Annotated in this window: 23 protein-coding genes; all 23 read left to right on the top strand. The window is 39.1% G+C overall.

The features are described from left to right. The first annotated feature begins 272 nt into the window (after nt 1-272). Nucleotides 273-1388: a spermidine/putrescine ABC transporter ATP-binding protein PotA gene (gene potA, locus EHE21_RS16865; protein WP_194951326.1), complete on the top strand. Its 1116-nt coding sequence runs from the start codon at nt 273-275 to the stop codon at nt 1386-1388. Next, the gene (gene potB, locus EHE21_RS16860; RefSeq protein ID WP_023583058.1) at nt 1372-2232 is read left to right on the top strand and encodes a spermidine/putrescine ABC transporter permease PotB; all 861 of its coding nucleotides are present in this window, start codon (nt 1372-1374) and stop codon (nt 2230-2232) included. Before potA ends, potB begins: the two co-directional genes overlap by 17 nt. Next, nucleotides 2229-3008, top strand: a complete 780-nt coding sequence (gene potC / locus EHE21_RS16855; protein ID WP_088494431.1) for a spermidine/putrescine ABC transporter permease PotC — start codon at nt 2229-2231, stop codon at nt 3006-3008. The genes potB and potC overlap by 4 nt, the downstream gene beginning before the upstream one ends. A gap of 111 nt (nt 3009-3119) precedes the next feature. Beyond that, complete coding sequence (potD, locus tag EHE21_RS16850; RefSeq protein ID WP_194951325.1) at nt 3120-4163, top strand: spermidine/putrescine ABC transporter substrate-binding protein PotD; 1044 nt, start codon at nt 3120-3122, stop codon at nt 4161-4163. Between the two features lie 160 nt (nt 4164-4323). Then, entirely contained in the window at nt 4324-5238 is a 915-nt protein-coding gene (yddG, locus tag EHE21_RS16845; RefSeq protein WP_194951324.1) for an aromatic amino acid DMT transporter YddG, read from the top strand. Nucleotides 5239-5492: 254 nt separating this feature from the next. Next, nucleotides 5493-6767: a bifunctional O-acetylhomoserine aminocarboxypropyltransferase/cysteine synthase gene (locus tag EHE21_RS16840; protein WP_194951323.1), complete on the top strand. Its 1275-nt coding sequence runs from the start codon at nt 5493-5495 to the stop codon at nt 6765-6767. Between the two features lie 121 nt (nt 6768-6888). Next, nucleotides 6889-7422 carry a hypothetical protein gene (locus EHE21_RS16835; RefSeq protein WP_194951322.1) on the top strand — a complete coding sequence of 178 codons (534 nt, stop codon included), beginning with the start codon at nt 6889-6891 and terminating at the stop codon, nt 7420-7422. A 269-nt stretch (nt 7423-7691) separates the two neighbouring features. After that, nucleotides 7692-8279, top strand: a complete 588-nt coding sequence (locus tag EHE21_RS16830) for a TetR/AcrR family transcriptional regulator (RefSeq protein ID WP_088494441.1) — start codon at nt 7692-7694, stop codon at nt 8277-8279. A 26-nt stretch (nt 8280-8305) separates the two neighbouring features. Further along, entirely contained in the window at nt 8306-9166 is an 861-nt protein-coding gene (locus EHE21_RS16825) for a transcriptional regulator (RefSeq protein ID WP_194951321.1), read from the top strand. Then, nucleotides 9166-9684 carry a FidL-like protein gene (locus EHE21_RS16820; RefSeq protein ID WP_006536331.1) on the top strand — a complete coding sequence of 173 codons (519 nt, stop codon included), beginning with the start codon at nt 9166-9168 and terminating at the stop codon, nt 9682-9684. The genes EHE21_RS16825 and EHE21_RS16820 overlap by 1 nt, the downstream gene beginning before the upstream one ends. A 677-nt stretch (nt 9685-10361) precedes the next feature. After that, nucleotides 10362-10640, top strand: coding sequence for a BMC domain-containing protein (locus EHE21_RS16815; protein WP_004249182.1), 279 nt, complete (start codon nt 10362-10364; stop codon nt 10638-10640). A gap of 20 nt (nt 10641-10660) precedes the next feature. Then, nucleotides 10661-10945, top strand: a complete 285-nt coding sequence (locus EHE21_RS16810; protein WP_006536329.1) for a BMC domain-containing protein — start codon at nt 10661-10663, stop codon at nt 10943-10945. 14 nt (nt 10946-10959) lie between these two features. Further along, nucleotides 10960-11238: a BMC domain-containing protein gene (locus tag EHE21_RS16805; RefSeq protein WP_006536328.1), complete on the top strand. Its 279-nt coding sequence runs from the start codon at nt 10960-10962 to the stop codon at nt 11236-11238. A gap of 73 nt (nt 11239-11311) precedes the next feature. Further along, nucleotides 11312-12979: an acetaldehyde dehydrogenase (acetylating) gene (locus tag EHE21_RS16800; protein ID WP_088494443.1), complete on the top strand. Its 1668-nt coding sequence runs from the start codon at nt 11312-11314 to the stop codon at nt 12977-12979. 26 nt (nt 12980-13005) lie between these two features. After that, nucleotides 13006-13269 carry a EutN/CcmL family microcompartment protein gene (locus EHE21_RS16795; protein ID WP_036934514.1) on the top strand — a complete coding sequence of 88 codons (264 nt, stop codon included), beginning with the start codon at nt 13006-13008 and terminating at the stop codon, nt 13267-13269. Between the two features lie 7 nt (nt 13270-13276). Next, a complete protein-coding gene (locus EHE21_RS16790; RefSeq protein ID WP_161710765.1) occupies nt 13277-14425 on the top strand; it encodes a 1-propanol dehydrogenase PduQ in 1149 nt (382 codons plus the stop codon). 56 nt (nt 14426-14481) lie between these two features. Next, nucleotides 14482-17910 (top strand): choline trimethylamine-lyase, encoded by a 3429-nt coding sequence (gene cutC / locus EHE21_RS16785; RefSeq protein WP_194951320.1) that lies wholly within the window; start codon nt 14482-14484, stop codon nt 17908-17910. A 100-nt stretch (nt 17911-18010) separates the two neighbouring features. Beyond that, complete coding sequence (cutD, locus tag EHE21_RS16780; protein ID WP_194951319.1) at nt 18011-18961, top strand: choline TMA-lyase-activating enzyme; 951 nt, start codon at nt 18011-18013, stop codon at nt 18959-18961. A 13-nt stretch (nt 18962-18974) separates the two neighbouring features. After that, a complete protein-coding gene (locus EHE21_RS16775; protein ID WP_194951318.1) occupies nt 18975-19490 on the top strand; it encodes a BMC domain-containing protein in 516 nt (171 codons plus the stop codon). Continuing rightward, the gene (locus tag EHE21_RS16770; protein ID WP_194951317.1) at nt 19490-20134 is read left to right on the top strand and encodes a phosphate propanoyltransferase; all 645 of its coding nucleotides are present in this window, start codon (nt 19490-19492) and stop codon (nt 20132-20134) included. The genes EHE21_RS16775 and EHE21_RS16770 overlap by 1 nt, the downstream gene beginning before the upstream one ends. A gap of 17 nt (nt 20135-20151) precedes the next feature. After that, complete coding sequence (locus EHE21_RS16765) at nt 20152-20868, top strand: hypothetical protein (protein WP_194951316.1); 717 nt, start codon at nt 20152-20154, stop codon at nt 20866-20868. Nucleotides 20869-20903: 35 nt separating this feature from the next. Further along, nucleotides 20904-21320, top strand: a complete 417-nt coding sequence (locus tag EHE21_RS16760; protein WP_088494450.1) for a DMT family transporter — start codon at nt 20904-20906, stop codon at nt 21318-21320. Between the two features lie 80 nt (nt 21321-21400). After that, a complete protein-coding gene (locus tag EHE21_RS16755; protein ID WP_004245856.1) occupies nt 21401-21727 on the top strand; it encodes a DMT family transporter in 327 nt (108 codons plus the stop codon). The last annotated feature ends 53 nt before the right edge of the window (nt 21728-21780 follow it).

Genomic DNA, 21780 nt, shown 5'->3' with positions numbered 1-21780 from the left:
AATCAATAGCATTTTGATTTTATTGGATTTTTATCATGCTCCTCGAAGAGTGTGGTTTATTATGAAAAACTTAAATATGAATAGTTTTTCATTGTTTATGCACCTTTTTGCTTTCAATTTCACGTCACTGCGTTTATCATTTTCCGCTTGTACTATACATACGGCGTCGCTGGTTTTGGGCTTCTGTGGAGCATAATGCTCCGGCAGCTCACACAGTCTTTTCCAGTGGCGGTTCTATCTGCATTATTCTTCGGGATAGAGTATTACCTTAAATGACTGAGAAAACATCTCTGACACCAGTTGTCGAATTAAAATCCTTAAGTAAAGGTTTCGACGGAAAACAAATTATTTCCCGCCTCGATCTCACTATCAACCATGGCGAGTTTTTAACCATCCTCGGTCCTTCGGGCTGTGGTAAGACGACAGTTTTGCGTTTAATCGCGGGTTTAGAAGACGTTGACGATGGGCAAATTATCCTTGATGGGCAAGATATTACGGATATCCCAGCGGAACAACGTTTTGTAAATACGGTTTTTCAAAGTTACGCGCTTTTCCCACATATGACTGTTTTTGAAAACGTCGCATTTGGTCTTCGTATGCAGAAAACACCTGCTGATGAGATTAACATTCGCGTTGAAGAAGCTTTGCGTATGGTGCAACTTGAAGATTTCGCACAACGCCGTCCTGCACACCTTTCTGGTGGACAACAACAACGTGTCGCGATTGCGCGTGCTGTTGTGAATAAACCAAAGGTCTTATTGCTTGATGAATCATTATCTGCACTGGATTACAAATTACGTAAACAGATGCAAAATGAATTAAAAGCCTTACAGCGTAAATTAGGGATCACCTTTATTTTCGTGACTCATGACCAAGAAGAGGCGCTGACGATGTCAGACCGGATCGTGGTGATGCGTGAAGGACGTATTGAGCAAGATGGTACTCCGCGTGAAATTTATGAAGAGCCAACAAATCTGTTTGTTGCGCAATTTATAGGTGAAATTAATATCTTTGATGCTCGCGTTCTCCATCGTATTGATGAAACGCGTATTCGTGCTGATGTTGAAGGTCATGAATGTGATATTTACACCACATTACCTGTGACACAAAACCAGAAACTCAAAGTATTGCTTCGACCTGAAGATCTCCGTGTTGAAGAAATTCACGATCTCGAAAACCTTCCTGGGCTAATTGGTTATGTTCGTGAACGTAACTATAAAGGCATGACGCTAGATTCTGTTGTTGAAATGGAAAATGGTAAGGTGGTGATGGTCAGTGAGTTCTTTAATGAAGATGATCCGGATGTTGATCACTCGTTAGACCAAAAAATTGCAGTAACTTGGGTTGAAAGCTGGGAGGTCGTGCTGGCAGATGAAGAAAACACGTAAACTATTTCAAAACATCGTAATTACCGGTGTTGTGGGTTGGTTGATGGTGTTCGTCTTCTTGCCGAATATCATGATCATTGCGACCAGTTTTTTAACGCGTGATGATGCCAATCTTGTCGAGATGGTCTTTACACTCGATAACTACTATCGCTTATTTGATCCTATGTATGCAGAAGTGTTACTGCATTCTATTAATATGGCGGTAGTCGCAACATTAGCTTGTTTATTATTAGGTTATCCCTTTGCTTATTTTCTGGCAAAAATGCCTAAAAAAATACAGCCTCTAATGTTGTTTTTATTGATAGTACCTTTTTGGACAAACTCGCTTATTCGTATTTATGGATTAAAGATATTCCTAAGTACCAAAGGTTATTTTAACGAATTCCTGTTGTGGATTGGACTTATTGATAAACCACTCAGAATTATTTATACCCCAGAAGCAGTTGTACTGGGGCTGGTTTATATTTTATTACCTTTTATGGTATTACCGTTATATTCCAGCATTGAAAAGTTAGACAAACCTTGTTTAGAAGCAGCGCGTGATCTAGGTGCTAATAAATTTCAGACCTTTATTCGTATTATTATTCCATTAACAATGCCGGGAATTATTGCGGGTTGTTTACTCGTAATGCTACCTGCAATGGGCTTATTCTTTGTCGCTGATCTAATGGGTGGTGCGAAAAATTTATTAATTGGTAACGTAATTAAAAGCCAATTCTTAAATATTCGTGACTGGCCTTTTGGTGCAGCCACAAGTATTTGTTTAACATTGGTGATGGGATTAATGCTGTTTGTGTATTACCGAGCCGTGAAGCTACTGCATAAGAAGGTAGAAATAGAATGATAGGACGGTTATTGCGTGGTGGATTTATGTCCATTATTTACGCGTATCTTTATATCCCGATCATCATTCTGATAGTTAACTCTTTTAACTCATCACGTTTCGGGATTAATTGGAAAGGATTTACCACAGATTGGTACACCATTTTATTTAATAATGACAGTCTGCTTCAAGCAGCTGGACATTCATTAACAATGGCCGTTACTTCTGCGACATTTGCGACATTAATTGGCTCGTTAGCGGCAGTTGCTCTTTATCGCTACCGTTTCCGTGGCAAAAAATTTGTCGGTGGAATGCTGTTTGTTGTGATGATGTCGCCAGATATTGTTATGGCGATTTCGTTGCTTGTACTGTTTATGATCCTAGGTGTTTCATTAGGATTTTGGTCGCTTCTATTTTCACATATTACATTTTGTCTGCCTTTTGTTGTGGTTACTGTGTACTCACGATTAAGTGGATTTGATGTGAAAATGTTGGAAGCAGCGAAAGATTTAGGGGCAGGTGAATTTACTATTTTACGTAAAATTATTATGCCTCTGGCGATGCCAGCAGTGGCTTCAGGTTGGTTATTAAGCTTTACGTTATCCATGGATGACGTTGTGGTTTCTTCTTTTGTGACGGGCCCAAGCTATGAAATTTTGCCATTGAAAATATACTCAATGGTAAAAGTTGGGGTTTCACCTGAGGTGAATGCGCTTGCAACCATCCTTTTAGGTCTATCCTTAGTATTAGTGTTAATTAGTCAGTTGATCTTAAGAGACAGAACTGGCAAAGCGTAAACATGTATTAGTGCGAGTTTCTCGCACTTTTTGGGGTCTGAAGACCAATCTGTTGGAGGTAGGCTCGCTGCCTATTTGATATTAACGCATCAACCACTGAAGGAAACATAAATGAAAAAGTGGTCCTCAGTACTTGCTGCCAGCGTAATGGCATTAAGTATCGGCACAGCATCGGCTGATGATGGTAAGACATTATATTTCTACAACTGGACGGAGTATGTTCCGCCTGGTCTGCTTGAACAGTTTACGAAAGAAACTGGGATTAAGGTGATTTATTCCACCTACGAATCCAATGAAAGCATGTATACCAAGTTAAAGACCTATAAAGATGGTGCTTATGACTTGGTGGTTCCTTCTACTTATTTTATTTCTAAAATGAGTCATGAAGGAATGCTACAAAAAATCGATAAATCAAAATTAACCCATTTTGATAATCTCGATCCTAGTTTATTACATAAATCATTCGACCCCCAAAATGACTACTCCATTCCTTATATTTGGGGTGCGACCGCTATTGGTATTAATAGTGATGAAGTTGATGTGAGTGACATAACTTCATGGGCAGATTTATGGAAACCTGAATATAAAGATAGCCTGTTATTAACCGATGATGCCCGTGAAGTTTTCCAAATGGCATTATTAAAATTAGGCTATTCAGGCAATACAACCGATCCTAAAGAGATTGAAGAAGCCTATAAAGAGCTGCAAAAACTGATGCCAAACGTATTAGCATTTAATTCAGATAATCCCGCTAACCCTTATATGCAAGGGGAAGTTAATTTAGGGATGATTTGGAATGGCTCGGCATTTATTGCGCGCGATGCGGGTGCACCTATTGAAATGGTGTGGCCAAAAGAAGGGGGCATTTTCTGGATGGATAGCTTAGCTATTCCTGCGAATGCCAAGAATGTCGAAGGTGCTCATAAACTTATCGATTTCTTATTACGCCCAGAAGTTGCAGCAAAAGTAGCTGAAAACATTGGCTATCCAACTCCTAACTTAGCGGCACAAAAATTATTGCCAAATGTGATCACTAAAGATAATTCTCTTTATCCAACAGAAGAGATTATTAACAAAGGTGAATGGCAAAATGATGTGGGTGATGCAACCGTATTATACGAAAGCTATTACCAAAAATTAAAAGCTGGACGCTGATCGCGTTTGAGTATAGTTCTGAGCCACCTTTAAGGTGGCTTTTTTATGGTGAAAAAAACGCATTTTTATTTAAGGATATAAGTTGAATTTATTTGTTGAAAGCGTAAAGGTAATTAACACTTTTTATTAGTGAGTTAATAAACTTAATTGAAGGCACAAAATGATATCTAGCGCATCAAAAGGGACGTTATATGGCATTGTTGCTATTTTTCTTTGGAGCACCATTGTTGGCTTAATTCGTAATATTAGTGAGTATTTTGGTGCCGTAGGGGGTGCTGCACTGATTTATACCACAGGCACACTCTTTCTTATTTTGATCTTAGGTGTCCCTAAATTATCACGCTTTCCTAAACGCTATCTTATCTGGGGGGGGCTATTATTTGTCACTTATGAAGTGTGCTTATCTCTGGCTTTAGGATTTGCAACAGACCGAACACAAGCCATAGAGCTAGGAATGGTTAACTATTTATGGCCTAGTTTTACGTTAGCCCTTGCCGTAATACTTAATAAACAGCGATTCTCTATTTTGCTGATTGTCGGATTATTATGTGCATTTAGTGGATTAGTTTGGGTTGTTAGTGGTGATAATCCGCTGACAATTGACGGTTTATGGACGAATATTCAAAGTAATCCATTAAGCTATATATTAGCGTTTTCAGGTGCTATTTTATGGGCGTTTTATAGTAATTTAACTCGCCTTATGTCTGGCGGGAATAACGGCATTGTGCCATTCTTCCTATTAACGTCACTTGCCTTGTGGGGGCAATATTTATTTTCTACACCCGTAGAATGGATTGTTAATACAAAAAGTATCACGCTATTGTTAATAACCGGTGCCGCTATTGGGCTTGCAAATGCTGCTTGGACAATCGGTATGATCAGGGGCAATGTGACATTATTGGCGACACTCTCTTATTTTACTCCCGTTATTTCTACTGCATTCTCATCAATATTATTGTCTACCGCACTCTCTTTCTCATTTTGGCAAGGTGTAATGATGGTGACTGGTGGCTCTTTAATTTGCTGGTTAGCGACTCGTCAAAAAACGATAAAACCACTTAAAACGGTAAAATAGAGGGTTATTAAGTTAAATATTGATGCAAATAGAGGTCATTGGCTCAATAAACGCTATTTAAAAAAAGAAGCATTTGTGTAAGTTGAAATTTTTTCACTATGCGATGAGATGAATATCGGCTTATCTATACTTATCATTTATCAGATTGCAGCATTGTTGATTAGTGATTCATTCACTTGTCACTTGGCTGTATCTCGAATTATTTAGAGTATAAGTAATACTATAAGAACAAATGCAACAAAAAAGGAATTGCTATGAAACTTGAGACACTCTCTGTTCACGCGGGTTATTCACCTGATCCAACTACAAAAGCCGTTGCTGTACCTATTTACCAAACAACATCTTATGCATTTGATGATACGCAGCATGGTGCGGATCTCTTTGACTTAAAAGTGCCTGGTAATATTTACACCCGAATAATGAATCCAACCAATGACGTATTAGAAAAACGTGTTGCAGCATTAGAAGGTGGAATTGCGGCAGTTGCCGTAGCATCAGGTATGGCAGCTATCACTTATGCAATTCAAACTATTGCACAAGTGGGTGACAATATTGTTTCTGTCGCTAAGCTTTATGGTGGCACTTATAACTTAATGGCGCATACATTCCCTCGTATTGGTATTGAGGCTCGCTTTGCTCCTCATGATGATATTGCTGCTCTTGAAGAGTTAATTGACGATAAAACAAAAGCGGTATTTTGTGAAACCATCACAAACCCAAGTGGAAATATTGTTGATATCCAAGCATTGGCCGATGTCGCTCATCGTCATGGTGTACCTTTAATTGTTGATAATACGGTTGCAACACCTTATTTATGCCGCCCTTTTGAGCATGGTGCGGATATTATTATTCACTCTTTAACTAAATATATTGGTGGTCACGGTAATTCTATCGGCGGCATTGTTGTTGATTCCGGTAAATTCCCTTGGGCTGAGCATAAAGATCGTTTTGAGATACTAAATACACCTGATGTTTCTTATCACGGGGTAAATTATGTCGAGCATTTTGGTGCCGCTGCTTATATAGCAAGATGTCGTGTTGCGCCTTTGCGTGGAACTGGTGCGGCGTTGTCGCCATTTAATGCATTCTTGATCCTACAAGGATTAGAAACACTGGCATTGCGTATGGATCGTCATACTGAGAATGCCCAAAAAGTAGCTGAATATCTGCAAAATCACGCTCAAGTTGCGTGGGTTAAATATGCAGGTTTAAGCAATCATCCTGAGCATGATTTAGCGGTACGTTATATGTCAGGTAAACCAGCCGGTATTCTCTCTTTTGGGATCAAAGGTGGTGCAGAAGCAGGAGCTAGATTTATTGATGCATTGCAGCTTATTGTTCGTCTAGTGAATATTGGTGATGCAAAATCATTAGCATGTCATCCAGCTTCAACCACTCATCGCCAATTAAATGATGAAGAATTAGAACGCGCGGGTGTTTCACGAGATTTAATTCGTTTATCTATCGGTATTGAACATATCGACGATATTCTTACAGATTTAGATCAGGCATTAAAAGCCAGCATTTAATTAATATTATCAAATTAAAACCTTCTTTATTTAAAGGAGGTTTTTTTATACTTAAATTTCTTAAATTTACTAATCTATTTTAGAAGGGCTAATTTTATTATTTTTAATATAAGGATATATAATGAATATTACTTCTATATTTAGAGATGCAGTGAATCAACTGACAACAGGAGCAGGAAAAGCAATAAACAGTGTTGTCGATTTTTTTTCTAGTCTTCGTTCGGGTATAACGGGTTTATTTAATAGTAATACTTCTTTTAGACAAGCAGCAACAGATCTGAGTCTTATTAATCATAATGATCCAAAAAAAACTTCACTCGGTAATTTAAAGGATTTTTTAAATGAAAAATGTGGAATGAATACGACAGAAGATCAAGTGAATGGAGAAATAGATAATATAGAAAACGACATATATGAAGGAAGGAATATATATGAAGAAATGAATAATAAAGAAGATCCTATATATGAAGAAATAAATGAAAATATTTTAGATTTAATAAGAAAACTCCCTGAGTCAAGGAATGAAAATAAATCATCAGTAATTGAAGATGAATATAGTATTGTAGTTGATAGCATAGAAGAATCTAGTGAAAATATTTATTCTGAGCCTTACGAGGCTGCTCTTTCTGATGGAAATAAATATAATACCATTTAAATGGTATTATATTTTTATTAACTTTTATTAATAGATGAAATAATAAACATATTTATTTTTTGATAAAAATCAAATTTTAGTCATCCTTAAATTTAAATTTAATTAATTAGATCAATTTTATAAAATAATTTTATTTTTTAAATTAAGTTTTATTAAAAAATAAAGGAATGTGAAGTCAACTCCATTATTTACATATAATAAGCCTCAGTCGAAATCAGATTGATTTCGATCAATAAGGAACATACCGACTGGTCGGTATCATCCTATGCATGAATACAACTGCGCATCACCGAAAAAAAGACCCTATCCGAGTTCAAGAGCAATTATTGGAAGCGGCAAGTGTTATTGTGGCTAATGAAGGAATAGCTTCCCTCTCTTTAAATGCCGTAGCAAAAGAAGCAGGGGTAAGTAAAGGTGGTCTACTTCATCATTTCCCCGGAAAATTAGAATTGGTGCAGGCAGTATTTAAACGGCTATTAGGTATTATGGATAGTCGCATTGCAGTTATTATGGAAAATGATCCTATTGAAGCGGGGCGTTTTTCTCGCGCATATTTAACTTATATTTCTGATTTAAAACAGTCAGACGAAAGTCGCCAATTAGCCATACTGTCTTTAGCAATGCCAAACGAGCCTATTATGCGTAAATGCTGGCGAGATTGGATGTTAGATCATTTAGCCAAAGGCGATAAATTAGATAATAGCTATTTAGGTACATTAATTCGTTATGCCGCAGATGGTCTTTGGTTATCTGAATTAACAGAAGGCCCTACGATTTCACAAGAAGAGCGTAGCGCATTAGTTGAAAGATTATCTGAGATGACATTTGACTATATGGCAAACACAGCAAATCAGTAATTTTAATCAGGATGAATGAGGGCACAATGAAATACAAAATAAATGCCTTAATTTATTACGACGCAACGGATGGCGCGATATCGTTAGAAAAAGAGAGTGTTGATACACATCTTTCTATTACCGCAAATGCGTTACTGTTTTATTTTATTCAGCATCCAGGTGTTGTTAATCGTGATGAAGTATTAAAACGTGTTTGGGATGATAATGGGCTAGTTTCATCAAACAGTAATTTAAACCAATATTTGAGTTTATTACGAAAAACATTTCGCCATTACGGTATTGAAAATATCATTGTCACTATTGCGAAAGGGCGACTAGAGTTTAATCCGGATATTTCAGTTGAACTCATTGATGATTCAACGCTATTACCTTCAACTCAAACAAATGAAGAAGAACCTATTTTAGTTAAAGATGAAGACAAAATAGCCATTGAAACAACGACACCTTTATCTTTAACGCAAACTCAAACACCTTTAGAGTCGACACAAGAAGAAGCACCGCAACAAAAACAGAAACCAGAAATTTGTTGGTATTTAGCCAGCATTGGTTTTCTATTAGGTGCAGTATTTCTTGCGGTAATTATCTTTTTTAATCAACATCAATCAAAGCCAATTTCACTGACACCATTAACACACAATGATTGTGAATTACTTTCTAATGAAGCCATGATTAACTCTGCGGTAAGTGATAATTATGTTCGCAATTTTGATGCTGTAAGAAAGAAGCTTAATTTACAGTGCGTGAAAGGTGAGCGATTCGTTTTCTTCTATGGTGATAAACTACAAACAAATGGATTGGGGCGAGTATTTTTAGCGCACTGTGCAAAGAACGAAGATAATCCATTTAGTTATTGCGACAATTACTTTTACTATTCTTGGAAATACTAATGAAAATCTCAGGGAAACTTTTATGTTTTTTATCGGCCCTGATTTTTATCTTGGTCGCTACTTATGCTGCAACAAGATTATTAACCATTAAAAATGAAGGTGTCATGGTTTGTTCAACCAAAGGCATTATGCGTTTTGAAAATATGGAAGATGAAAATGTAAATGGCAATATTCATTTTTCATTTGGTGCCAATGGTAAAGGATCAATTGTTGTTGAAGGCTATACCACCTCAAAAGCCGGATGGTTGTATTTACAACGCTATGTGAAATTTGATTATACGACCAAACGTGTTTCACCGACCGAACGTCACTATTTTGTTAGCCAATGGGACGCTAGTGCATCCTCAATCGATGAATCCCCAGACGTTATTTTTGACTATTTTATGCGTGAAATGTCAGATAGCCATGATGGGCTATTTATTAATGCACAGAAGCTAAATGAAAAAACATTACTATTAAGTTCGCTCAATTCACCGCTCTATATTTGCACCTTAAAACCGGGCAGTAAATTCGATTAACCGTCCTGATTATCCTATCTTATTTTTGCAAGGTGGCCTCTATATAGCCGCCTTTTTGTTTATCTAAAACGCGATACATTCCATCCTGTTAATTGACCTTCTCTTCTCACATAGTTTTAGGTTTAGCTCTTAAATTTAGTGCTTTGCTTATTCCGTAATTTGAACTGATTGCTTGCATGACTTTTATCGCATAAGAGGACTCATCTTTATTTTTTATACACCGCAGTAAAGGTTTAGATTTAATAAATACGGTATCGACAAAAAAATAGCACGATTTGTATATAGACTCGATTTAGCCTTTTTCAATTATTGATCTCACATTGAAATATCAGTGATATCTCGCACATCTTTCTCGTCAATATGTACTGCCTTTTTGCACCTTTTCAACATCCTCCTAACAAAGTTAATTCGCCTGCTTTTTCATCTATTTTTTGCGGAAATCAATAAATTTATAACGATGAAAAAAACAAATTAACAGCATAGATATATAAATGCAGGCATAAAAAACACTAAATAGCAGAGTTAAATTCTATATATGTTCATATCATGGATTTATATTTTGTTTTCATTTTTACGCGTTATAGTGATTTTGAAACCAAAGTCTGCGTTTAAAAAATCACCACGCAGACACAATGGGCAAACGTAAACCGTTAAACGGCTTCTCGGAGGAAATGAAAATGGGTGATGCATTAGGTCTGATCGAAACCAAAGGTCTGGTGGCATGTATTGAAGCCGCTGACGCTATGTGTAAAGCCGCGAACGTTGAACTTATTGGCTATGAAAATGTGGGTTCAGGTCTCGTGACTGCGATGGTGAAAGGCGACGTAGGCGCAGTGAAAGCTGCAGTAGATTCAGGTGTGGAGTCAGCACAGCGCGTGGGTGAAGTTGTTACATCGCTCGTGATTGCTCGTCCTCACAATGACATCAACAAGATTGTTATCAAACACAAGGCATAGTTTTTGCCTTAGGAGAACGTATGGGTGATGCATTAGGACTTATTGAAACTCAAGGGCTGGTTGCTTGTATTGAAGCAGCTGACGCGATGTGTAAAGCGGCAAATGTTGAGTTAATCGGCTACGAAAATGTGGGTTCAGGTTTAGTTACTGCAATGGTGAAAGGTGATGTCGGTGCCGTTAAAGCCGCTGTGGAATCTGGCTTAGAAGCTGCTCAACGTGTTGGTACTGTTGTGACTTCATTAGTTATCGCTCGTCCACATAACGATATTCAAAAAATCGTTGCCCAGTACAAAGTGACTGAATAACGAAGGAAATAAATATGAAAGAAGCACTAGGTCTAGTTGAAACCAAAGGTCTTGTCGCTTGCATTGAAGCTGCTGATGCAATGTGCAAAGCAGCCAATGTTGAACTGATTGGTTATGAAAACGTCGGTTCAGGTTTAGTGACAGCAATGGTGAAAGGCGATGTCGGTGCAGTAAATGCAGCGGTTGAGTCAGGTGTTGAAGCGGCAAAACGTATCGGCACTGTGGTGACTTCTCGTGTTATTGCAAGACCGCATAACGATATCGAGAAAATCGCACAACAGCACAAAGCCTGATTTTTCAGGCGTGCTGTAAAGCAAAGAAATAAGTTATTCAGCTAAATTTTTTAACTCCTGTATGGGGGAAGACATGGTTGCATTAGATAAAGATTTGCAATCCAGACAACTGGCTCGTGAGCTAGTTCGTAACGCGAAAAATGCACAACTTGTTTATGCTAAGTTTTCGCAGGAAAAAATCGACAGTATTGTAAAACACATTGCATTTGAAGCCGCTCGTCATGCAGAAGAGCTGGCAAAAATGGCAAACGAAGAGACAGGCTTTGGTAAGTGGGAAGACAAAGTCCTGAAAAATACCTTCGCGTCATTGCGTGTGTATGAACATATGAAAGACATGAAGACCGTTGGCATCATCAATGACGATAAAGTGAAAAAAGTCATGGATGTTGGCGTGCCTTTAGGTGTTATCACGGCGTTAGTTCCTTCAACTAACCCAACATCAACCATTATCTATAAAACCCTAATTGCACTGAAAGCGGGTAATGCGATTATTTTCTCTCCGCATCCAAATGCAAAACAGTGTAGTTTCCGTGCGTTAGAAATTGTTAAAAAAGCAGCGCTAGAAGCCGGTGCGCCAGCAGGTATCGTTGATGGTGTGACATTACTGACACTTGAAGCGACAAAAGAATTAATGCACAGCAAAGATGTGTCATTAATTTTAGCGACTGGCGGCGAAGGTATGGTGCGTGCAGCTTATGCATCAGGCACACCGACAATCAGTGGTGGTCCAGGTAATGGCCCTGCCTTTATCGAACGCAGTGCCGATATCAAAAAAGCAGTGAGCGATATCATCACCAGTAAAACATTCGACAATGGGGTTATCTGTGCATCAGAGCAATCCATTATCGTTGAACGTTGCATTTATAACGAAGTTCACCGCGAGTTATTAGCGCAAGGTGCTTACTTTATGAATGACGAAGAAGCAACAAAAGTGGCTTCAATGTTACTGCGTGCTAACGGCACAATTAACCCAGCAGTTGTGGGTAAAGATGCGATTTATTTAAGTCAGCGTGCAGGTTTTAGCGTACCCGCAAATACGCGTGTATTAATCGCATTACAAGATACTGTTTCACCAAAAAATCCGTATTCACGTGAAAAATTATGCCCAATCTTAGGGATGTATATCGAAGAAGATTGGAAATCAGCGTGCGATCGCGTGGTGCAATTACTGACTAACGAAGGTTTAGGTCATACCTTAGTTATTCATACCAAAAATGAAGATGTTATTCGTCAGTTCTCCTTAGAAAAACCGGTTAACCGTATTCTGATTAATACTCCTGCGGCATTAGGCGGTATCGGTGCAACAACCAATATTACTCCTGCACTTACTTTAGGTTGCGGTGCTGTTGGTGGTGGTTCTAGCTCTGACAACGTTGGCCCAATGAATCTACTGAATATTCGTAAAGTAGGTTATGGCGTGCGTACTGTTGAAGAGTTGAAACAACCTTGTCCTTTAGCACAAGAAGCTGCTCAACCTGCTGTTTCTGCTTGTGCTGTTTCTAGCGCAAATCACCAGACCAGCATTCTTGATGATGACCGTTTTCGTTCACCGTCTTTAACCCCTGTTCATGCGGAATGTGCAACTGCACAACGTCAAACTCAAGGTGATGATCGCTTTGGCGCATCTCCTTATGCAACGACGGTCAGTGCTTGTGCGCAACAAGTGATTGAACAAGGTGATATTACCGAAGAAAACGTGGAACGCATTATCAAGGAAGTTCTCGGACGTCTGAGTAAATAACTCATTGATATAAGGCGATATAAACCATGATCCTCGCAAAGGTAATCGGACACGTAGTAGCGACACAAAAAAGCCCAGAACTTAAAGGGAGCAATTTATTAATGATTGCCACTTTAGATGATGAGCTTAAGCCACTGAAAAACAAAACGTATGTTGCAGTGGATAGTGTAGGTGCAGGTATCAACGATGTTGTGTTGGCTGAAGAATACTTCGCACTGAACAAAGAGCGTTACAAAGCGATGTCAGTGGTTGCCATTGTTGAGAAGGTTTATCGGGACAGTAAGGAGTAATAACGACATGAGTGAGTTTCTGATAAAACCCAAAATTCAGTTTGGCACCAATGCACTGGATTTTCTTTCTGGGTTAACTGCCCGCCGCGCATTTGTGGTGACAGATAAAGCAATGGTGAAGTTTGGCTTTGCAAATAAAGTCACTGACAAGTTAATGCAACGGGGTATCGAGTTCCAAGTTTACGATGATGTTGCTTCAGATCCGGATATTTCAGCCATCGTAAGTGGCATGAAGATGATGGATGCGCATTATCCAGATTTGGTTATCGCACTCGGTGGTGGATCAGTGATTGATGCTGCGAAAGCCGTTATGTACTCCCTCTGGCATACCCGTAAAGAGAGCAACAGAACAAAACCACAATTTATTGCTATCCCAACCACTAGCGGTACCGGTTCGGAAGTGACCTCTTTTTCAGTGATCAAATCACGCAGTGAAAAACTGGTCTTGGTTGATGAGTTTATGTTGCCTGATGTCGCCATTCTCGATCCTGAGTTGGTGAAATCTGTACCACCTGCAATTACGGCAGATACAGGTATGGATGTTCTTTGTCATGCACTAGAAGCTTATGTTTCTAAAGCGGCATCTGATTTTTCCGATGCGATGGCAGAGAAAGCCGTCAAGTTAGTATTTGGTCATCTTATTGATTGCCACCATCAAGGTGACAACTTATCTGCTCGCGAAAAAATGCATAACGCATCTTGTATTGCAGGTATGGCATTTACTAACGCTTCGTTGGGTATTACTCACAGTCTTGCCCACGCATTAGGTGGTGTATTCCACGTTCCTCACGGTCGTGCAAATGCGTTATTGATGACACATGTCGTCGCCTTTAACGCCAATCTTCATGGTGATTGTAATAGTGAAGCAGCAAAACGTTACGCCTATCTTGCTCAAAGCTTAGGACTTCCGGCTAACACAGTAAGAGAAGGGGTAACCAGTTTAATCGTCGCCATTAATGTATTGAAAGATGAAATGGGTATGCCGAAGAGTATTCGCGATACCGGTGTCAGTGAAGCGGACTTTTATGCCCGTTTAACGGAAATGGTCGGACAGGCTTTACGAGATAGCTGTACGCCGACAAATCCGCGTGACGTGAACACACACCAATTAGAAACATTGTATCGTCAGGCATTTGCCGGTGTATCACACAGTTAATGCTCAACCGAATTAATACCGATTAGGTCAAGTAAAGAACATCAGGAGAGCCTCACATGGCCAAATATTCTTTGACGCCACGCGTAAAAATGCTGGCAGAACGTTTAGTTTCACGTAATAGCTCAATCAGTACAGAGCGCGCGACAATTTTTGATTCATTAGACAACAGCATTGCGGGTGTTCCACAAGCGATTAAGCCTGCACAACGCTTTTATGAGTTTATCCGCCATTTTCCAAGCTATATTGCACAAGATGAACTGATTATCGGCAGCCAGTCATCAACACCACGCGGTGCGATTTTTCACACTGAAGATGAAGTGCGTAGCGACTCTATCTATCGCTTCTTAAGTATTAATAATAGCGTTGCATCACCTGATTATATGCTGGTGGTAAACCAAGGTTTCTTAGCGATCAAAGCACAGCTTGAAGACAGAATTAGAAGCATTGGTAGTGCCGTAAATCGTAGCAGTATGGATGAAGCTAATTACTGTAAATCAGCTATTTATGCATGTGATGCAGCACTGTATTTTGCACAAATTCTGTCTGCAAAAGCAGAGAATTTAGCGGCAATGGAAGGTAACCCATACCGTAAAGCAGAATTATTAGATAGCGCAGCGGTATTACGTAAAGTACCTGCAAAACCAGCAGAAACCTTTAAAGAAGCGGTCCAAGTATTCTATTTACTGCAATTAGTCTTACATCTGGAAAATGGTAGCTATGCCATTAATCCAATGGGATTTGATAAAGCACTTTATCCATTCTATCAACGTGATCTCGACCAAGGTCGTTTAACACAAGCACAAGCGTATGAAATTGTTGAAAGTGTATGGCTGAAATTAGCTGAGCTTTCAGAAGTGCGTGCGACCAAAGAAGTTGATGGTTACCCAATGTTTGATGCTATGGCGCAAGGCATTGATATCAACGATCCACGTGTCAGCATTAACGAATTGTCAGAAATGCTGTTATCAGCTCGCGCTAATCTGTCAACTTTACATAGTTCACTGCAAGTGCGTTTATACAATGGTCGTATGAATTCACAACCTCAATACGCTGCACCTTCTGCAAACGTTGTTGCACCAAGCGCTGATGCAGGTGAATTCAAAGTGATGGAAGGTTTAACGCCTCGCTTACAACGCTTACGTAATCGCTATTTAGAAGCTCGCCCAAGTGTCTCTATCTACAGAGCATTAGCGTTTACTGAAATTGTCCGTAATAACCCAGGTTTACCGCCGATTTTACTGCGCGCGAAAGCATTCCGTCGTGCATGTGAAACCGCACCTATCTTAATTCAAGATGAAGAACTGATTGTTGGACACCCTTGTGGAAAAGCGCGTGCGGGTGCTTTCTCTCCTGATATCGCATGGCGCTGGGTTCGTGATGAACTCGATACCATGAGCACACGTCCACAAGATCCATTCCAAATTTCAGAAGAAGACAAAAAAATCATTCGCGAAGAGATTGTTCCATTCTGGGAAGGTCGTTCTTTAGATGAAATTTGTGAAGCACAATATCGCGAAGCGGGTGTGTGGGAATTTAGTGGTGAAACCTTTGTCAGTGACCTTTCTTATCACCAAATTAATGGTGGTGGCGATACTTGTCCAGGTTATGACGTATTGCTTTTCACCAAAGGTATGAACGGTATTAAAGCCGATGCGCAAGCAAAACTGGCTGAATTAAGCATGGAAAACCCTGCTGATATCGACCGTATCTACTTCTACAAAGCGTCTATTGAAAGCTGTGAAGGTGTGATTGCTTACGCCCATCGCATTGCAGAACATGCGCGTGAATTAGCATCAAAAGAGAGCAATCCACAACGTCGTGAAGAGTTACTGACGATTGCTCAAGTTAACGAAAACGTACCGGCTAATCCACCAAAAACACTGCAAGAAGCACTGCAAAGTATCTGGACGGTTGAGTCACTGTTTGAAGTGGAAGAGAACCAAACGGGTCTTTCTTTAGGTCGTTTAGACCAATACTGCTTCCCAATGTATGAAAACGATATCAAATCAGGTCGTTTAACACGTGAACAAGCACTGGAAATGATGCAAGCCTTTATCATCAAATGTGCTGAGTTAATGTGGATGTCGAGTGAGCTAGGTGCGAAGTATTTCGCAGGTTATCAGCCATTTATCAACTTAACCATTGGTGGACAAAAACGCTCTGGTGGTGATGCGTGTAACGACTTAACTTACCTGATTATGGATGCAGTGCGCTTTGTGAAAGTGTATCAACCATCACTAGCATGTCGTATTCATAACCAATCTCCACAGCAATATATGGAAAAAATTGTTGATGTGGTTAAAGCCGGTATGGGCTTCCCTGCATGTCACTTCGATGATTCTCATATCAAAATGATGCTACGTAAAGGCTTCGACTTTGAAGATGCGCGTGATTACTGCTTGATGGGTTGTGTTGAGCCACAAAAATCAGGTCGTATTTATCAATGGACATCAACAGGTTACACCCAATGGCCTATTGCGATTGAGTTTGTATTAAACCGTGGTCGTATGGTGTTGTTCGATAGCTATCAAGGTCTAGATACTGGTGATTTACGTGATCTGCGTACTTATGAAGATTTCGACCGAGCTGTAAAAGAGCAAGTTGCTCATATTGTTCGCTTATCCGCAATTGGTACAGTGATCAGCCAACGTGTTCACCGTGATGTTGCACCAAAACCATTAATGTCTCTGCTGGTTGAAGGCTGTATGGAACAAGGTAAAGACGTTACTGCTGGCGGTGCAATGGTTAACCATGGTCCTGGTCTTATCTTCTCAGGTTTAGCAACTTATGTGGACTCAATGGCAGCGATTCGCAAACTTGTTTATGAAGATAAAAAATACACCTTAGAGCAAATCCGTGATGCGTTATTAGCTAACTTTGAAGGCCAAGAAGAGTTGCTACGCGACTGCTTAAATGCACCGAAATTTGGTAACGATGATGATGTTGTTGACCAATATGCGCTAGATATTACGGAATGGACTGAGCGTGAATGCCGTAAATACAAAATGCTCTATTCCACTCTGAGCCACGGTACGCTGTCTATCTCTAACAATACGCCAATTGGTGAGTTAACAGCAGCCACACCAAATGGTCGCTTAGCATGGAAACCATTGTCAGATGGTATCAGCCCAACACAAGGTGCTGATAAACATGGTCCAACTGCGATTATCAAATCAATCAGCAAGATGAATGTTGAAACCATGAACATCGGTATGGTTCATAACTTCAAATTCCTGAAAGGATTATTAGATACCAATGAAGGACGCCAAGGTTTAATTACCTTATTAAGAACGGCTTCCATTTTGGGTAACGGCCAGATGCAATTTAGCTATGTCGATAATGAAGTGCTGAAAAAAGCGCAATTAGAGCCTGAAAAATACCGCGATTTGATTGTTCGCGTTGCAGGATACAGTGCTTACTTCGTTGAATTATGTAAAGAAGTTCAGGATGAAATTATCAGTCGTACTGTGATTGAGAAATTCTAATTACAGCTATAGGGATGGCGTAGGCTATCCCTTTTAATCGACAAGACAAGATTTAAATTTATCGAACAGGGATGTTTGATGCAGATTTGGAGGCGTAAAGATGGAGACGGCAGCAGAAATAAGAGGGCGGATATTTAATATCCAGAAATACTCTATTTATGACGGTGATGGTATTCGTACTCTCGTTTTTTTAAAAGGCTGTAATATCCGCTGCCCTTGGTGTTCAAATCCAGAAGGTCTTAGCAGTGAGTTTCAGGTGATGTACTCTCACGACAAATGTGTAGATTGCGGTAAATGTGTTGATGTTTGTCCGGCGGGTGTGCACTACATGACAACCAATGAAAGTGGTAAACAAGTTCATCGTGTTGATCGCGCTGTTGATTGTATTGGTTGTCGTAAATGTGAAGAAGTCTGTATCTCTGATGCCCTTGATATTATGGGAAAAGATGTTTCTGTCTCTGAGCTAATGAAAATCATCATGCAAGATTATGACTTTTACATCTCTTCAGGAGGTGGTGTCACAATCGGTGGCGGTGAAATGAGTTTACAAACTGATTTTGCGGTTGCGCTTTTACGTGAATGTAAAAAGATGATGATCAATACCGCGGTGGAAACACAAGCGACTACCAACGTGGCGAATTATGAAAAATTAGCGGAAGTGGTTGATCAATTTCTTATTGATATCAAACACATTGATACCACTCAGCATAAAGCGCTGTTTGGCATTGGTAATGAGAATGTCCGTCGTAACCTAGAACGTTTAATGGATCTCGGTGCAAACGTGGTGATCCGTATGCCTTTAGTACGAGGCTATAACGACTCTTATGACGCAATCACTGGGGCGATTAACTACGCAATGGAACTCTCTAAACGCGGCAATATTCAGCGTATCGATATTCTTCCTTATCACCAATTTGGACGTAACAAATACGAAAAATTGGAAATGATCTACCCGATAAAAAACGATCCAAGTTATACGCCAGAAGAGTTAGACAGTTTAGAAGCCTTCTTTAAGAAATTTGATTTCGATATCCGTCTTGTCCGTCACTAAGTAGGAGAGAAAGATGAACAGTTTAGGTGTAATTGAAACGCGAGGATTAACCGCAGCTATTCAAGCCGCAGATGCAGCTTGTAAAGCGGCAAATGTAGAAATTATCGGATACCGAAAAGTGGGATCTGGCTTGGTATCGATCTGTTTTCAGGGAGAGATCAGTGCAGTAAGAACAGCTGTTGATCATGGCGTTGATGTGGTGAGCCAAAAAGAGCTGGTGATTGGTTCATTGGTTATCGCAAGACCAGAGCCAAGCGTTATTACTAAACTGCTTACAGTAAAAGGTAAGAAAAAAGCCTCTATTGTTGCTGAAAAAGCACAAGAGACGGTCATTGAAAAAGTTGTTGAAACAGCCGTTAAAACAAGAGTTGAAGCTCCTGTTAAAAACGAAATTGAGCACATTGAAGTCACAAAAGAAGTGGCGGATTTGAAGGCTCAAAATATTGCTTCTGAAACTAAGGTCGCTACAGATAAAGCACAAAGCAGTAAAAAAGAGATCAAACCAGAAAGCCGTAAAGGTAAAAAATAATGATTAATCAACAACTCATGGGAAAAATTCTCTCTCGCTTACCCGCTCATGGCGTGATGTTAGGTGAGACACAAGGAATGGCTATCCCTGTTGGTATTTCTAATCGTCATGTGCATCTTTCACAGCAAGATGTTGAAGCGTTATTTGGTAAAGGTTATCAACTCACACCGTTTAAAGATCTTAAACAACCGGGTCAGTTTGCAGCAAAAGAGTGTGTGATGGTTGTAGGACCAAAAGGCTCGATCAGTAAAGTTCGTGTTTTAGGGCCGGTTCGTCCACAAAGTCAGTTAGAAATTTCAAAAGCAGACTGTTTTGCATTAGGTGTAAAAGCGCCAGTACGTGAATCAGGTGATCTGGTTGGCTCAGGTCAAGCGGTATTAATGGGACCTGCGGGTCATGTTGAATTACAAGAGCAAGTGATCTGTGCTCAACGCCATATTCATATGAGTGAAATTGACGCCAGAATGCTAAATGTCACCAATGGGCAAAAAGTACACGTTAAAACAGAAGGTGAGCGTAGCCTGATTTTTGATGAAGTTGTTGTTCGTGTCAGTGAAAAATTTACTTTGGAATTTCATATAGATACTGATGAAGCTAATGCCGCAGGACTTCGTAACAACGATAGCGTATTTATTGTCAGCTAAGACAATGAGGTGACGTAATGGACAATCAGTTAATTGAAAGGATAGTGGCTGAAATAGAAAAAAGAATGAAAAAGTCGGTGTTGTTGGCACTTACACCAGCACCGGGATACCAAGATGAAATCTGTCAGCGTATCAACACGTTTTCTCATATTCGATTTTCTCTTTTTGTCACAACACAGGCACAAGTCAGTCATGATTTGTCGAAATGGCGTCATCTAGGGGAAATATATAATGCGAGTGAGTTCGACTGCCAGCAGTTATCGACTTATCACGCACTGTTTGTTCCTTATTTTGATAAAAAGCTGGTGGGTGAAATTATTAATGGATTATTTATAAGTGAAGAAGGAAAGCTAATTCATTCCGCACTTGCTCAAAATATTCCTATTATTGCATTACCTTATTTTTGCCAACCAGAAAGTGAATTAAATGAGATTTTAGGTTTAAATAAAAATAAAGAGTACAACCTGCTTATTCAGGAAAATATTAGTCGATTAAAATCAATGGGTATTATGTTTCACTCTATAAATGATGTTGAATCTAATTTAATAAACCATGATGTTAAGCATCAAACTAAACCTGAATATAAACCTGAATATAAACCTGAAATTAAACAAGAGAATAATAATCGCTATATTACTTTGAAAGAAGTAATGAATAAGCCTGGAGAATATCATTTATCGCAAGATAAATTGACGGATTCTGCTATTGAATATTTAAAAAGTTTGAAAAATTAATCTTAAATTATATCTGATAACTCAGGAGTCTTATTATGTCACCAAAAGCTAAATCATGGCTTTGGATGCTGGCGGTTATTATTTCAGAAACCTCAGCAACCTCTACTTTAAAAATGTTTGATAATAGTGAAGGAACAACCAAAACATTATTATTAGGCTTAATTGTTGTTTTATACGTTATTTGTTATTACTCATTATCACGTGCAGTTAAAAATATTCCTGTTGGCCTGGCTTATGCAACGTGGTCAGGTACAGGGATTTTAGTGGTTTCTTCTTTAGGTATGTTGTTTTATGGCCAACATCCTGATACGGCTGCCATGATTGGTATGGCTGTTATTGCCAGTGGTATTGTGATTATGAATCTCTTCTCGAAAATGGGTTCTGAAGAAGAGGAAGAAGAAACAACTGAAACCTCTAATATTAAACAAACTGCATCGCCAGTTAATAAATAAGTCTATTTCTTGATAAATATTTTTTAATAAATCTATTTTTAATAATAGTTATTTTATTAAAACAAATAAGGATAACAATTATGTTTACCGGATTCTTATGGCTGGCGCTGTCTATTGGTTCTGAAATCACTGGTACGTCAATGATTAAAAAGACCAACGGTTTTAGTAAATTAGCCCCTTCTGTTTTAGTTATTGCTGCTTACTGTATTTGTTATTTCGCCTTAACACGCGCAATGGGATATATCCCTGTTGGTGTGGCGTATTCGCTGTGGTGTGGATTTGGTATTGTCGGTGTGACCTTAGTGGCGATGATTTTATATAAGCAAAAACCAGACTTACCAGCCATATTCTCGATGGCACTGATTATCTCTGGCGGGATAATTATGAATACATTCTCTACTATGTAGTTACATATTAATTATTTTTAATAGAAACACTGAGTGTTAGATAAAATAGACTC

The sequence above is a fragment of the Proteus sp. GOKU genome, from assembly GCF_015475555.1.
GTDB lineage: Bacteria > Pseudomonadota > Gammaproteobacteria > Enterobacterales > Enterobacteriaceae > Proteus > Proteus mirabilis_B.
Note: the sequence above shows the minus strand (reverse complement) of the source record. Positions and strands in the feature narration are given on the sequence as shown.